The following is a 12,726-nucleotide window of genomic DNA, read 5'->3' on the forward strand; positions in this document are numbered from 1 at the left end:
GCGATTGCGGTCTATCATTCAACAGATTTGGTGACTGACCCGCCGCCTTCGCGAGAGAGCCCGCTCCTACCCGGCATCATGCGCAGCGCCGTGTTATCGCGCAGGATGTAATGGTGAATGATCCCCGCCAATGCATGCAGCCCGATCAGCCAGTAGCCGATCTTGCCGAACAGCACGTGCCAGCCTTCAATCTGCTTGGCCAGCGCCTTGTTCTCAGCGATCAATGGCGGCAACTCGATGCCGTAGAACATCACCGAATGCCCCTCGGCGCTGACGATCAGCCATCCGGCAATCGGCATGCCGATCATCAATGCATACAGCGCAACATGCATCAGCGTGGCCAGCAGGCTTTGCCATTGTGGCGGCGTCGGCACGATTTTCGGTGCCACCCCCAGGCTGCGTGCAAACAGGCGCAGCCACACCAGCACGAACACGGTCAGGCCGAACATAAAGTGCATTTCGACGATCAATGTTCGCGCGCCACTGCCTTTGGGGAATTGGCCGCGTAACTCTATGCAGGCGTAAACCACCGCCAGCAGCACCACCATCAACCAGTGCAGCGCAATCGACATGGTGCTGTAGCGCGTATCGGAGTTTTTCCACGGCATCGCTGTGTTCCTCACTCATCAGGGCAAACCTCCATTCTTTAGTGACGGAGTCCTTTAACTGTATGCCGATTTTGAGCGATTCGCCTGGCGTAAGTGCCGTTGTTTTGACCTCAATCAGTGGCTTTGCGGCATTTCACCGCGGGCCAGGCGCTGGTTGATGTCGGTGATGACAGCCGGCAGGTCGTTGATAGTGTCGATCAGGTAGTGCGGGCGCGAGCCTTCGAACAGTTTCTCGATGCGTTCGCGCTCGCTGTTCAGGGCGGCGGCGTCCAGGTCGCGGAATTGCTCATAGGTCAGGCCCAGCGCATTGCCCGAGCAGGTGAGGGCGACGGTCCACATGCCGGCGCGGCGGCCTTCGAGGATGCCCGGCACGGTGTCGTCGACCTTTACGCAAGCCGCCACATCGTCAATGCCCAGCGCAATCACGTTGGCCAGCGCCTGGGCGGGCCATGGGCGGCCGTTGGGCACTTCGTCGGTGGCAACCACGTGGTCAGCGATGTAGCCATTGGTGGCGGCGAGGGCGACGACTTTGTCCATCACTTGCTTGGGGTAGCCGGAGCAGGAACCGATCTTGATGCCCTGCACGCGCAGCCGCGCAATGGTGTCGAGGGCGCCGGGAATCAGCGCCGAGTGCTCGGCGATTTTCTCGATCTGCAACGGCATGAAACGCTGGTAGATGGCGGTTACGTCATCATCCGTTGGCGTACGACCGAAGGCCTTGCGATAACGCTCGGCCACCTGCGGCTGATTGCAGAGCGTGCGGATATGGTCCCATTTGCCCATGCCCATCGGGCCACGGGCTTCGTCGATGGAGACTTGCACGTCGAACTCGGCGAAGGCTTCGACAAAGATCTGCGTGGGGGCGAAGGAGCCGAAATCGACTACGGTGCCGGCCCAGTCGAGGATAACGGCCTGCAGGGTGTTGGGGTTCTGGTAGTTCATGGTTCGATCCTGTGAGTAATTGGGGGAAATCAAACGGTCAACACTTCCATTTCTTGCAGCACTTCGGCGATCGCCTTGACCGCTGCGCGCATGCCGGCCGCATCAACGTGGCCGATGCAACCCACGCGGAAGGTTTCCACTTGGGTCAATTTGCCGGGGTAGAGGATGAAACCCTTGGCCTTGACCCGCTCATAGAAGTCCTTGAACTGGTAGCGCGGGTCTTGCGGGGCGTGGAAGGTGACGATGATCGGTGCCTGGATCGCCGTCGGCAGAAAACTGCGCAGGCCCAGTTCGGCCATGCCGTCCAGCAGCGCCTGGCAGTTGCGGGCGTAGCGTTGGTGACGCGCGGGCAAGCCGCCTTCTTCCTGGTATTGCAGCAGCGCTTCATGCAAGGCCGCGACCACGTGAGTGGGCGGGGTGAAACGCCACTGGCCGGTCTTGGCCATGTAGCTGTGCTGGTCGAACAGGTCCATCGCCAGGGAGTGGCAGTTGCCTTGGGCGGCGGCCAGTGCCTGTTTGTTGGCGAAGACGAAACCCATGCCCGGTACGCCTTCCAGGCATTTTCCGGAGGCTGCGATGAGTGCGTCGAACGGCACTTCGCGCGCGTCGATCGCCAGTGCGCCGAAGGAGCTCATGGCATCAATGATCAGGCGCTTGCCGTGGTTTTTCACCACGCCTGCGATCTGCGCCAAAGGGTTGAGGATGCCGGTGCTGGTTTCGCAGTGGATCAGCGCCACGTGGGTAATGGCCGGGTCGGCCTGCAGCAGGCGGTCGACGTCGGCGGCGGTGGTCGGTTCATCTTCGGCGGTTTCGAAGGTGCTGAAATCGCGGCCGAGCACTTCGCAGATCTTCGCCAGGCGCTTGCCGTAGGCGCCGTTGATCAACACCAGCACCTTGCCGTCACGCGGCACCAGCGTGCCAATGGCGGCCTCGACGGCAAAGGTGCCGCTGCCTTGCAGGGGCACGCAGTGGTGGCTGCCTTCGCCGTTGAGGATCGCCAGCAGTTGCTCGCAGACACTCGCGGTGAGCTGGTTGAAACGGTCATCCCAGGAGCCCCAATCCACCATCATTGCCAGACGGGTGCGGTTCGATGTGGTCAGTGGGCCAGGGGTCAGCAGGATCGGCGCGGCAGTGCTCATCTCAATTCCTCGCAAGGTATCGGGGGTTGAATCTACGGCGCCTAAATTGCAGTTTGGCTTGTCATCAATCAAATTGTTTGTTGTTATGCGAGCTATCAGTGAGGCCGATAGCTATGAACCTGTTTCAATTGCGTGCATTCGATGCAGTGGCCCGCGAGGGCAGCTTTACCCGAGCGGCCGCGCGGCTGTTTATCAGCCAGCCAGCGGTGACCGGGCATATCAAGGCGCTGGAAGAGCACTACCAGATTCCGCTGTTGCGCCGCACGGCACGGCGCGTGGAGCTGACCGAGGAGGGCACCCGCCTGGCGGCGATCACCCGCGCGATCTTCGGCCTGGTGGACGAGGCGCAGACCTTGCTGGAGGCCAATCGCCAATTGCTCACCGGGCGCCTGGAAGTCGCGGCGGATGGGCCGCACCTGGTGATGCCGATGATTGCCAGCCTGCGCGCTCGCTACCCGGGTATTACCGTCAACTTGCGGCTGGGCAACGCCCAGGAAACCTTGGCGGCGCTGTTGTCGGAGCATGCGGATGTGGCGGTGCTCACCGAGGTGGAACCGCGTAACGGCCTGCACCTGCAACCGCTGAGTGAGTCGCGCATTTGCGCGTTGGTGCCCGCCGGCCACCCGTGGGCGCAACTGCCCAAGGGCATAGGCCTGGGGCAGTTGAACGATGTGATCATGGTACTGCGCGAACCTACCTCCATCACCCGTCGCACCTTCGATGACGCTTGCCGCTCAGCCGCGGTGCAACCCAAAGTGTTGCTGGAGCTGGACAGCCGCGAGGCGGTCACCGAAGCCGTTGCCGCCGAACTGGGCGTGGGCGTGGTCTCATCGATGGAAGTCAGCCCGGACCCACGGGTGCAGCCCGTTGCGATCCAGGGCGATGGGTTGCGCAACCGGCACATGCTCGGCTGCATGGAGAGGCGCCGCTCGTTGCGCCTGATTCAGGCGTTCTTCGAGTTGGCGCCTTAAGCGCAAGGAGGCTGAAGGCCGGGTGGGCGCAATCGCCGGCTTGCCCGTGATGGGCCCTTGGAGTTCACCGCAGGCTTTCCCGGACAATATCGAGAAAGGTCGCCACCACCCGGCGCGAACTCTGCTCTTTGAGGCACACCAGGGTTTCTTTCATGCGCTGGCTGCAATCGCGGATCGGCATGGCGTACACCCGTGAGTCGGCGCCGAGTTCGGCTGCGGACACCACGCCCACGCCAATCCCCACCACCACGGCCTCACGCGCGGCTTCGCGGCCCTCCACCTGGATCGCCGGGCGGATACGCAGCCCGGCTTGGCGCATTTCCTGTTCGAGGGTCTGGCGCGTCACCGAGCCGATTTCGCGCAGAACCAGCGGCGTATCATCCAGATCGGCCAAGCAGATCGACGCGCGCCCGGCCCATGGGTGGTTGCGTGCGACAAAGGCGAGCAATTGGTCGTCGGGCAAGGGCAGTGAGAGCAGGCGTTCATCGTCGACATCGCGACCCAGCAACGCCAGGTCGGCCTGGTAGTTGTACAGGCGAAACAGCGACTCATCGGTGTTGCCGGTTTCAATCTTCACGTTGATCCCCGGGTAAAGCTGACAGAAACGTGCGATTTGCGGCAGCACGTGCACAGGCGCATCCACGGCGAGTGTGAGGGTGCCGGTTTGCAAGGCGCGCGAGTCCTGCAGCAACTCTACGGCCTCGGCTTCGATCACAAACAGACGCTGGGTGATGCTCAGCAGGCGCTCACCCAGGTCGGTCAGGCGCACCGAGCGTTTGTTGCGGTGAAATAACAGCACGCCGAAGCGCTCTTCGAGTTTGCGCACCTGGTCGGAAATGGCCGGCTGCGTCAGAAACAGGCGCTCGGCCGCTTGGGTAAAGCTGCCGTGTACGGCCACGGCGTGGAAGGCTTTGAGTTGTGCATGGGAAACCGACATCGCAGATCCTCTTACAAGCTCAGCTTATATTTGAAATACGATAAATCGATTTTACCTATTAGTCAGCCATTGGTTTTATACGCCCAGTCGCCGTCAGTTGAGTCCTACAACTGCGCCGGCCATGGGTTCTGGCAGCAGTGCCCATCTGACCAATGTCGTGCGCTCCAAGGCTCGACATTGCAGTGCTTAACCATAAAAAAAACAGGCATTCGCTTCTCGATTCTGCCGGCACACTCACCTGAGGTCAGAACCACCATGAATATCCCTATGGGTAATATCAAGCGTTGGCGCGTGCAGATTTTCGCCATCACCTGGCTGGCGTACGCCGCCTTCTATTTCACTCGCAAAGCATTTTCGGTGGCCAAACTCGGGATCGTCGACGACCCCAGTTTTCCCCTCGATAAAATGATGATGGCCAACCTCGATGGCCTCTACCTGGCTGCCTATGCCGTGGGGCAATTCACCTGGGGCATGCTGGCCGACCGCTTTGGCCCTCGGGTGGTGGTGCTGGGCGGGCTGCTGATCTCCGCTGCCGCCGCCTTGGTGATGGGTACGTTTGCCACCTTGCCGATCTTTGTCAGTTGCATGCTGATCCAGGGGCTGGCGCAGTCCACCGGCTGGTCGGGTTTGTGCAAGAACCTGGGCAGTTTCTTTCCGGCGCAGCAACGTGGGCGAGTGCTGGGATTATGGAGCTCGTGCTACGCCTTCGGTGGCCTGGTGGCGTCACCCTTTGCCGGGTGGTGGGCCTACACGTTGATCGGCAGTTGGCACGCGGCTTTTATGTCCAGTGCGGCGGTGGTGGCCGTGGTCGCGGTGCTGTTCTTTATCTTCCAGCGCAATACGCCTCAGGATGTGGGCTTGCCTGCAGTCGACCCGCAACCGCAGCTGAGCGCCGAGGAGGCGGCCGCCGAACAACGTATCAGCGTGCTTGAACCGCTGCGCGCCATCCTGCGTAACCGCACGGTGCTGACGTTGGGGCTGGCGTACTTCCTGTTGAAGCCTGCGCGTTACGCCATCCTCTTGTGGGGACCGGTGATCGTTTACGAACAGATGCCCTCGGTGGGCAAGGTGGGGGCGGCTATCGTGCCCACGGCGTTTGAGCTGGCCGGGTTGCTGGGGCCGATCATGATCGGGCTGGCGTCCGACAAACTGTTCGGCGCTCGGCGCATGCCCGCCTGTGTGCTCAGCCTGCTGGCGCTGACGGTGGCCCTGGCGTTGTTCATGGGGGCGCTGCACACCGGCAGTGTCATGCTGGTGATGGCCTTGTTGTTTGTCATGGGCCTGACCCTGTACGGCCCGGATTCGATGATCAGCAGTACCGCCGCCATCGACTTCGGTACTGCCAAGGCCGGCGCCACGGCCGCCGGCTTTGTGAATGGGTGCGGTTCGGTCGGGGCGATTCTCGGCGGGTTGCTGCCGGGATACTTCGACACGGTGACGGTATTTATCGTGTTTGCCGGCGCCGCGCTGTTTTCCTCGGTGGTGCTGATGCCGTACTGGAACGCCAGGCCTGCGGTGCTGGCGCAGGTGGGGGATTTTGTGCCGGACCGCAGCGTTGCGATCAAACCCTTGCGAACCTGAGGGGCATAGCCGGTTTTTTGGTGGATTAGCGCGTTTTTGCCCTATAAACTCTGCCCCCAAAGCGCCGGCCAGTAGACGTCTCGGCGCGATGGACAGAAGAGAGTGAGTCATGGGCGCACAGTGGAAAGTTAAACATAAAGAAGCGGCATCGAATGCCAAGGGCAAAATCTTCGGCAAGCTGGTGAAAGAAATCACCATCGCCGCCCGCAACGGCGCCGACACCGCGACCAACGCCCACCTGCGTCTGGTGGTAGAACAGGCCAAAAAGGCCTCGATGCCCAAGGAAACCCTGGAGCGCGCGATCAAAAAAGGCGCCGGCCTGCTGGGTGAAACCGTGCAGTACCACCGCGTGACCTACGAAGGGTTTGCCCCGCACCAGGTGCCGCTGATCGTTGAGTGCGTGACCGACAACATCAACCGTACCGTGGCGGAAATCCGTGTGGCATTCCGCAAGGGGCAACTGGGCGCTTCCGGCTCCGTGGCCTGGGACTTCAACCATGTCGGCCTGATCGAAGCCTCGCCGGACACCCCGGATGCCGACGCGGAAATGGCCGCGATCGAAGCCGGCGCCCAGGATTTTGAAGACGGCGAAGAAGAGGGCACCACCCTGTTCATCACCGAAACCACCGACCTGGATGCCGTACAGAAAGCGCTGCCGGAGCAGGGCTTTACCGTGCTGTCGGCCAAGCTCGGCTACATCTCGAAGAACCCGGTGAGCGGTTTGACCGATGAGCAGATGGCTGAAGTCGAAGCCTTCCTGGAAGGCCTGGACAACCACGACGACGTGCAGGATATGTTCGTTGGCCTGGCTGGCTGATTAAACGCGGTTCACTCATGAGGGAGCTGGCTTGCCTGCGATAGCGCTGTATCAGTCACTGAAAAGGTGAATGACACGGCCTCACCGCAGGCAAGCCAGCTCCCACAGTTGGATTGGGTTTCACCCCAGGTTCAGCAGCGCTTCAATCTCTTCAAAGCTCGGCCGCGCCAACACATCAGGCTGGCAGCAGCTGTTCTGCAGCGCGACCAACGCCTCGTCGTTGAACGGCGTGTCGACGCGCTCCAGCAACTCCCCCAGCAACACCCCAAACGCCCGCACTTCAATGCGCTGCAATGCCCGGGTTTCCACGGTATCCGCCGTGGCATGGAACGAGGCCGCGCCAAAGTCGCCGAGCAAGCAGTCGCCATCGGCGTTCCACAGAATATTGTGGCCGTAGAGGTCGCCATGGGTGATGCCGTGCCGGTGCAAGTGCGCCGCCACCGAGGCAATGCCCCGCGCCATGCGCAAGGCCACTTCAGGGCTGAAGCGCGTGCTCGGTGCGTAGATGTCCCGCGTGCACGACGCCAGGCTCGGCAAGGCGGCGAGGTTGCGGTAGCTCGGGTCGATCAGGTCCATCACCAGCGCGGCCTGATCTTCGGGATGGCCCACCACGCGGCCTTCCACCTTGATCAGGTTGGGGTGCAGGCCAGCGGCGATGCAGGCCTGCATTTCATGCAACGGTGAACCGTCGCTGGTGATCGCGCCTTTGTACAGTTTGACCGCCACGGGCAAGGCCTGCGGCTTCCATAGCGCCTTGCGGATGATCCCCGAAGCGCCTTCGCCGAGCACATCGCCCAGCTCCAGTTCCGCCCAGGCAATGTTCGGTGTTGCGTCATCGGTGGCTACGTCCACCGCCATCTCCACCGGGTTGCCGGCATAGGCCAGCCAGGTCAGGCTCGGCAGCGTCAGCAGCCACTCGGGCAATTGGGTCAGGCGGTTGGAGGCGATGCGGATCAGCTCCAGGTTGTGGCAGTTGATCAGGCTGTGCGGCAGCTCCGTCAGTTGGTTGCCGGCCAGCATCAGTTTTTGCAGCAGCGGCCGCTCGCCCAATTCGCTGGGCAATTGGCTGATGCGGTTATCGGTGAGGATCAGCCAGCGCAACTGCGGCGGCAGGGCGGCGGCGGGCACGTGGCTGATCTGGTTGGCCTTGAAGCCGATCATGCTTAGCTTGGCGCACTGGCCCAGGCATTCCGGCAACGCGGTGAAGGCGTTGTCCGAGCAAAACAGCACGCGCAGGTGCGACAGGCGATGCAGGTCGTCGGGCAGGCTGCTCAGGGCGTTGCCCGTGAGGTTGAGGATTTCCAGCGAGTCGGCCAGTTCGAAGATTTCCCGCGGGAATTCGGTCAGCCCGCAGGACAGGTCCAGGCGCGTGGTGCCGGCCAATTGGCCGGCCTTGAGTTGGGCGAGGGTATTCATGAACGGCGCGGTCACTCGGCAAGAGGGCGTAAAAGGCGCTCATGATACCGGGTGATGCGCGGGTTGCGGGCACAGGCTTTGCAATTCGGCGGTTTGTAATTGATGCAGGCGGCTGGCCGTGCGGGCAAGGTCGATGGCTTGGCCTTCCAGGCAGTGCGCCAGCGGCTGTTGACCGATCAGCGTCAGGCGTTTGTCCTGGTCGTAAAGCACATCCACCAGGTTGATAAAACGCTGTTGCACGGCGATTGGGCATTCGGCCAATTGCGGCAGCCCGTCGATGATCCAGTGGTCGAAGTCCTGACACAGCAGCAGGTAATCCATCACGGCCGTGAGCTGTTCGCAAAGGTCGTTGAAGGTGAAGACGATGGTCGGCGCCTGATGGCTGCGACACCGCAACTGGCGGTTGCCCACTTGCAGGGTCTGCGCCGGGCCATCCACGGCGGGCAGCCCCAGCGCTTCACGCTGGGCGGCTGTGCCGGGCCATACATACTGACCGGCGCTGAAGCGTTGCTCGGTATGCGCCTGGGGCAGGCTGCGAAAGTCCTGGGGCGAGCTGACTTCCAGCACGTCCATGCGCGCGGCGATCAGGTCGATCACCGGCTTGAACCGTTCGTGGTACAGCGGGTTGGGCAGCAACCCCTCGGGAGCATAGTTGGAGGTCACCAGCACCCACACGCCACGCTGGAACAAGGCCTTGAACAGCCGGCTGATGAGCATGGCATCGCCGATATCGTGCACATGGAACTCGTCGAAACACAGTACCCGGCAACCCGCCAGCAGCTCGTCCAGGGTGACGCCCAAGGCATCGTCGTGCTCGCGGTGCTGGAACATGCCGTGATGCAGGCGCGCAAAAAACGCGTGGAAATGCACGCGCTGCTTCTCGGCAATCGGCAACGCCTGGAAAAACCCGTCGAGCAGCCAGCTTTTGCCGCGCCCCACCGGGCCATGCAGGTACAGGCTGCGCGTCGGCGTGCCAGTGAGCAGGTGCTCGGTCTCGCGGGCCAGGGCGGCAATCGCCTGGGTTTGGCCGGTGCTGAGGGTGTAGCCCTGCTGCTCGGCTTTTTGCTTAAAGAACGCCGGGATAGGCGAGGGGCCCGAAGGTGCGGTGGTTTTACCGAGCAGGCGCCGGATCAGGGAAAGCACAGCCAATGCAAGTCACTCTGTAGTGCGGTGGTCGCTCACTTTAGGGCGCCTGTCGCCATTTGACCAATAGAGAAGGGCGCTGCCAGCTATCTCGAAACAGCATGTCGCAGGTGTAATCCTGTCCAGACTGGCAGTTTCCCCCTGAGTGACTAACCTCCTACATAGCAATTACCCCTGTACAAAGGATTGGGTGCAGTGAAGGGACGAGTGGTATTGGCAGTCATGGGCACGATGCTCTGCAGCACGGTTTACGCTGCGCAGCTCCAAGTGGAGGTGCGCATCGACGTGCAGCGGGGCTGCCAGTTGGTGGGCACCACCCGCAGTGCTGGCATCGAGCAGCTTGGCGTTTTGGATTTCGGCAGCGGCCCGCGTCTGGATGACCCGGCCGGCCCCTTGAGTGCGGCGCTGATCAGCCAGCGCCAGCCACGCCTGGAATGCAACCCCGACACGCCCTATCAAATGCGCGTCGACGGCGGCCTGCACGGCGGCGTAGGCGAAATACGCTACCTGAGTGCCGCAACCCCTTCGAGCAAACCTATTCCCTATCGTATTTACGCCGATGCAGCGCGGCGAATTCCGTTGTCCGTCAATGAACCGTTGAGCGGGCGCGTGCCGGACTCCGGCTCGGTCGACCTGCCGCTGTATGGCCGCATCGAACCGCTCAAAGACATCCCCGCCGTCGGCCGCTACACCGACCTGCTCAAGGTCACGGTCACATGGTAAGCCGGGGCTGGGCCCTTGTGGCCATGGGCGGCCTGTTGCTGCTGGCGGATGACGCCCAGGCGGCAGCGGTCACCGGGCAGATCCACGCGCGTTTGGTGATCACCGCCAGTTGCGAAGTCAGTAAAGGCGTAGAAAGCGCCCCGGTCAGCCCCACGGGCGGCACCGCGATGCTCGACTTCGGCAGCCAGGGGCCGACCTGGAGCAACCCCTTGGGCGCAGGCGTGACCGACGGCAGCAAGGCGCCGCTGTCGGTGTCGTGCAACCCCTCGGTGGTCAGCAGTTTCACCGTGACCATCGACGGCGGCGCCAACGGCGACGGCACCACACGGCGCCTGAGCAACGGGCGCCAGACCATTCCCTATCGGCTATCGGCTGACCCGCTGGGCCACAGCGACTACAGCATCGGCCAACAACGCAATTTCGTCGTGACCAAGGGCACACAAGTACCGATCCCGGTATTCGGCTCGGTGGTGGCGAATACCAGGGCCCTACCGGCCGGCATCTACACAGACACCCTGACGGTGACTCTGGATTGGTAAATCATGAGGATGAACATCATGCATGCACTTGTATCGAAAGCGGTTTTTCCATTGATGGCGCTGGTGTGGGTGTCGGGGGCGCAGGCGGCGACCGTGGCCGGCACCGTCACCGCGACGCTGGTGCTGACCAGCAGTTGCCAGGTCAATGGTGCGGCGGCGACCGGCGGGATGAGCTTCGGTAACTTGAACTTCGGTACGGCCAACAGCCTGTTCACCGAAGCCGACGGCCAGGTGCTGGGCGGCGGTGGCGGGGCATTGTCGATTCTGTGTTCGGCGGGCACTTCGCCGACGCTGACCGTGTCCGCCGGCGCCAATGACGGCAAATCCACCGGCGGCGCCCGCGCACTCTACGACGGCGTGGCCAACTACGTGCCGTATGACTTGTACACCGACAGCGGCCATTCGCAGCTGCTGGCCATCGGCGGCGTGATCAACCTGGCACCGAGTACGGGTGTTGCCCAGGCCGTGAATATTTACGGTAAGGCCAATGGCAAGGCCGGGCTGCCGGCCGGTACGTATACCGACACGGTCAACGTGACCCTGACGTTCTAAGGGCCATGAACCGGGCAGGGTGGGCGGCGTTGGCGGTGTGCATCGGCTGGGGCATGCCGGTGTCGCTGCTGGCGGTGACCAGCCAATCGTTCCAGGTCAGCGCGACGATCACGCCCGGCTGCCTGGTGGTCGGTGGCGGGACGAACTACGGCAGCCTGGTGTTCGGCACGTACTCGGCACTGGCGACCAGCACGGCGTCGGTCGCACTCACCGGCGGCGTGACCCTGCAATGTACGCCGGGGGTGGCGTTGAACATGAGTGTCGATGGCGGTTTGCACAACAACAGCGGCCGGCGGATGCAGCTCAATAGCGGCACCGCCCAAGTGGCGTATCAGCTGTTTCGGGACGCGGCGTTCAGCCAGAGCCTGGGCATCAGCCAAAGCGTGAGCGTGACCTACGCCAACGCCGCCAGCATCACCTTGCCGATTTATGGGCGAGTGCAGTTACCGGGTAATACGCCTGGGGGGACGTACAGCGACACGTTGCAGGTGCAGCTGTCGTGGTAAGGCGATTGGCAATAAGGAGTGAGACCTATGTATGCAGCTTCCCGGCGGTGGTGGGCAGCGGGTTTTAGCGCGGTGTTGGGGTTGGCGGCGGGGCAGGCCCAGGCGGCCAGCTCGGTGCTGATTTGGCCGATTGACCCGGTGCTGGAGGCCGATCAACAGGCCAGCGCATTGTGGCTGGAGAACCGTGGCACCGAGACCGCCAACCTGCAAATCCGCGTGTTTGCCTGGACCCAGAGCGGCTTTGATGAGCAATACCAGAACCAGCGCGACGTTATAGGCAGCCCGCCGGTGGCGAAAATCGAGCCGGGGCAAAAGCAGTTGGTGCGCCTGACCCGTACCAAAGAGGTGCCGCCGGGCCAGGAGTTGGCCTATCGCATCATCATTGATGAGATCCCTTCGGCGACGCCGCCCGCCGCCCCGGCCGATGGCAAGACCGCCGCCGCGGTGCGTTTCCAGATGCGTTATTCGGTGCCGCTGTTCGCCTATGGCCCAGGCCTGTGGAGCAAGGTCGACGGCACTCGCGATCGCGACCCCAAGGGCGCCGGCAAGCCGGACCTGAGCTGGAAAAAAGTCAGCGTCGGCGGGCGCAACTACGTCGAGATGCGTAACCAGGGCGCCGTCCACGCGCGTTTGACCGATGCCACCTTCAAGCAGGGCGGCCAACCGCGGCCACTGGTGGAAGGTTTGATGGGCTATGTGCTGCCTGGAGCGACCATGCGCTGGGCGGTGCCGGATGGGCTGCCGGCGGATCAGCCGTTGCAGGTACGTGTGAATGGTGCGACGCAACTGGAGAGCCTCGCGCCAGGGCGATAAAACAGTGCGGTAGGGCATGGAGCAGCCCTTGGTGTTAAC

14 protein-coding genes are annotated in these 12,726 nt (G+C 62.7%); 8 read left to right on the forward strand and 6 right to left on the reverse strand.

Translation table 11 applies throughout. The features are described from left to right. Positions 1–14: 14 nt before the first annotated feature. From L8I05_RS04230 to L8I05_RS04240, 3 genes are all read right to left on the reverse strand, one after another. Positions 15–608 carry a cytochrome b gene (locus L8I05_RS04230; protein WP_242167303.1) on the reverse strand — a complete coding sequence of 198 codons (594 nt, stop codon included), beginning with the start codon at positions 606–608 and terminating at the stop codon, positions 15–17. A 114-nt stretch (positions 609–722) separates the two neighbouring features. Then, positions 723–1,550, reverse strand: coding sequence for a phosphonoacetaldehyde hydrolase (phnX, locus tag L8I05_RS04235; protein ID WP_242167304.1), 828 nt, complete (start codon positions 1,548–1,550; stop codon positions 723–725). Positions 1,551–1,579: 29 nt separating this feature from the next. After that, on the reverse strand, positions 1,580–2,689 hold the full coding sequence (locus L8I05_RS04240) for a 2-aminoethylphosphonate--pyruvate transaminase (protein ID WP_242167305.1): 1,110 nt from the start codon (positions 2,687–2,689) through the stop codon (positions 1,580–1,582). 113 nt (positions 2,690–2,802) lie between these two features. On the opposite strand from L8I05_RS04240, the gene L8I05_RS04245 reads away from it, so the two are divergent. Further along, on the forward strand, positions 2,803–3,660 hold the full coding sequence (locus tag L8I05_RS04245) for a LysR substrate-binding domain-containing protein (RefSeq protein ID WP_242167306.1): 858 nt from the start codon (positions 2,803–2,805) through the stop codon (positions 3,658–3,660). Between the two features lie 64 nt (positions 3,661–3,724). Here L8I05_RS04245 and L8I05_RS04250 read toward each other — a convergent pair whose 3' ends face one another. Then, positions 3,725–4,597: a LysR substrate-binding domain-containing protein gene (locus tag L8I05_RS04250; protein ID WP_242167307.1), complete on the reverse strand. Its 873-nt coding sequence runs from the start codon at positions 4,595–4,597 to the stop codon at positions 3,725–3,727. Positions 4,598–4,852: 255 nt separating this feature from the next. Here L8I05_RS04250 and L8I05_RS04255 point away from each other — a divergent pair, with 255 nt between their 5' ends. Further along, positions 4,853–6,178, forward strand: a complete 1,326-nt coding sequence (locus tag L8I05_RS04255; RefSeq protein WP_242167308.1) for an MFS transporter — start codon at positions 4,853–4,855, stop codon at positions 6,176–6,178. 109 nt (positions 6,179–6,287) lie between these two features. Continuing rightward, positions 6,288–6,995, forward strand: a complete 708-nt coding sequence (locus L8I05_RS04260) for a YebC/PmpR family DNA-binding transcriptional regulator (RefSeq protein ID WP_027606258.1) — start codon at positions 6,288–6,290, stop codon at positions 6,993–6,995. A 120-nt stretch (positions 6,996–7,115) separates the two neighbouring features. Here the strand turns inward: L8I05_RS04260 and L8I05_RS04265 are convergent, their stop codons facing one another. Continuing rightward, positions 7,116–8,411 (reverse strand): protein kinase, encoded by a 1,296-nt coding sequence (locus tag L8I05_RS04265; protein WP_242167309.1) that lies wholly within the window; start codon positions 8,409–8,411, stop codon positions 7,116–7,118. Positions 8,412–8,450: 39 nt separating this feature from the next. Continuing rightward, entirely contained in the window at positions 8,451–9,560 is a 1,110-nt protein-coding gene (zapE, locus tag L8I05_RS04270; protein ID WP_242167310.1) for a cell division protein ZapE, read from the reverse strand. 225 nt (positions 9,561–9,785) lie between these two features. Between zapE and L8I05_RS04275 the strand changes: the two genes are divergently transcribed. The 5 genes from L8I05_RS04275 to L8I05_RS04295 are packed head-to-tail and all read left to right on the forward strand — an operon-like array spanning position 9,786 to position 12,687. Beyond that, the gene (locus L8I05_RS04275) at positions 9,786–10,277 is read left to right on the forward strand and encodes a spore coat U domain-containing protein (RefSeq protein WP_242167477.1); all 492 of its coding nucleotides are present in this window, start codon (positions 9,786–9,788) and stop codon (positions 10,275–10,277) included. Further along, positions 10,271–10,816, forward strand: coding sequence for a spore coat U domain-containing protein (locus L8I05_RS04280; protein ID WP_242167311.1), 546 nt, complete (start codon positions 10,271–10,273; stop codon positions 10,814–10,816). Before L8I05_RS04275 ends, L8I05_RS04280 begins: the two co-directional genes overlap by 7 nt. Before the next feature lie 18 nt (positions 10,817–10,834). Continuing rightward, positions 10,835–11,368 (forward strand): spore coat U domain-containing protein, encoded by a 534-nt coding sequence (locus tag L8I05_RS04285; protein WP_159957748.1) that lies wholly within the window; start codon positions 10,835–10,837, stop codon positions 11,366–11,368. A gap of 5 nt (positions 11,369–11,373) precedes the next feature. Then, positions 11,374–11,874, forward strand: coding sequence for a spore coat U domain-containing protein (locus L8I05_RS04290; protein WP_232109220.1), 501 nt, complete (start codon positions 11,374–11,376; stop codon positions 11,872–11,874). Between the two features lie 27 nt (positions 11,875–11,901). Beyond that, the gene (locus L8I05_RS04295; protein ID WP_242167312.1) at positions 11,902–12,687 is read left to right on the forward strand and encodes a molecular chaperone; all 786 of its coding nucleotides are present in this window, start codon (positions 11,902–11,904) and stop codon (positions 12,685–12,687) included. Positions 12,688–12,726: the final 39 nt, after the last annotated feature.

This window comes from Pseudomonas sp. MONT-RG-20F-20-E-7-02, from assembly GCF_022662395.1.
Lineage (GTDB): Bacteria > Pseudomonadota > Gammaproteobacteria > Pseudomonadales > Pseudomonadaceae > Aquipseudomonas.

Excerpts from the sequence above, each read along its gene's own strand:
- L8I05_RS04230 (WP_242167303.1), bottom strand. The coding sequence starts at position 608 with ATGCCGTGGAAAAACTCCGATACGCGCTACAGCACCATGTCGATTGCG.
- phnX (WP_242167304.1), bottom strand. The coding sequence starts at position 1,550 with ATGAACTACCAGAACCCCAACACCCTGCAGGCCGTTATCCTCGACTGG.
- L8I05_RS04240 (WP_242167305.1), bottom strand. The coding sequence starts at position 2,689 with ATGAGCACTGCCGCGCCGATCCTGCTGACCCCTGGCCCACTGACCACA.
- L8I05_RS04245 (WP_242167306.1), top strand. The coding sequence starts at position 2,803 with ATGAACCTGTTTCAATTGCGTGCATTCGATGCAGTGGCCCGCGAGGGC.
- L8I05_RS04250 (WP_242167307.1), bottom strand. The coding sequence starts at position 4,597 with ATGTCGGTTTCCCATGCACAACTCAAAGCCTTCCACGCCGTGGCCGTA.
- L8I05_RS04255 (WP_242167308.1), top strand. The coding sequence starts at position 4,853 with ATGAATATCCCTATGGGTAATATCAAGCGTTGGCGCGTGCAGATTTTC.
- L8I05_RS04260 (WP_027606258.1), top strand. The coding sequence starts at position 6,288 with ATGGGCGCACAGTGGAAAGTTAAACATAAAGAAGCGGCATCGAATGCC.
- L8I05_RS04265 (WP_242167309.1), bottom strand. The coding sequence starts at position 8,411 with ATGAATACCCTCGCCCAACTCAAGGCCGGCCAATTGGCCGGCACCACG.
- L8I05_RS04275 (WP_242167477.1), top strand. The coding sequence starts at position 9,786 with ATGCTCTGCAGCACGGTTTACGCTGCGCAGCTCCAAGTGGAGGTGCGC.
- L8I05_RS04280 (WP_242167311.1), top strand. The coding sequence starts at position 10,271 with ATGGTAAGCCGGGGCTGGGCCCTTGTGGCCATGGGCGGCCTGTTGCTG.
- L8I05_RS04285 (WP_159957748.1), top strand. The coding sequence starts at position 10,835 with ATGCATGCACTTGTATCGAAAGCGGTTTTTCCATTGATGGCGCTGGTG.
- L8I05_RS04290 (WP_232109220.1), top strand. The coding sequence starts at position 11,374 with ATGAACCGGGCAGGGTGGGCGGCGTTGGCGGTGTGCATCGGCTGGGGC.
- L8I05_RS04295 (WP_242167312.1), top strand. The coding sequence starts at position 11,902 with ATGTATGCAGCTTCCCGGCGGTGGTGGGCAGCGGGTTTTAGCGCGGTG.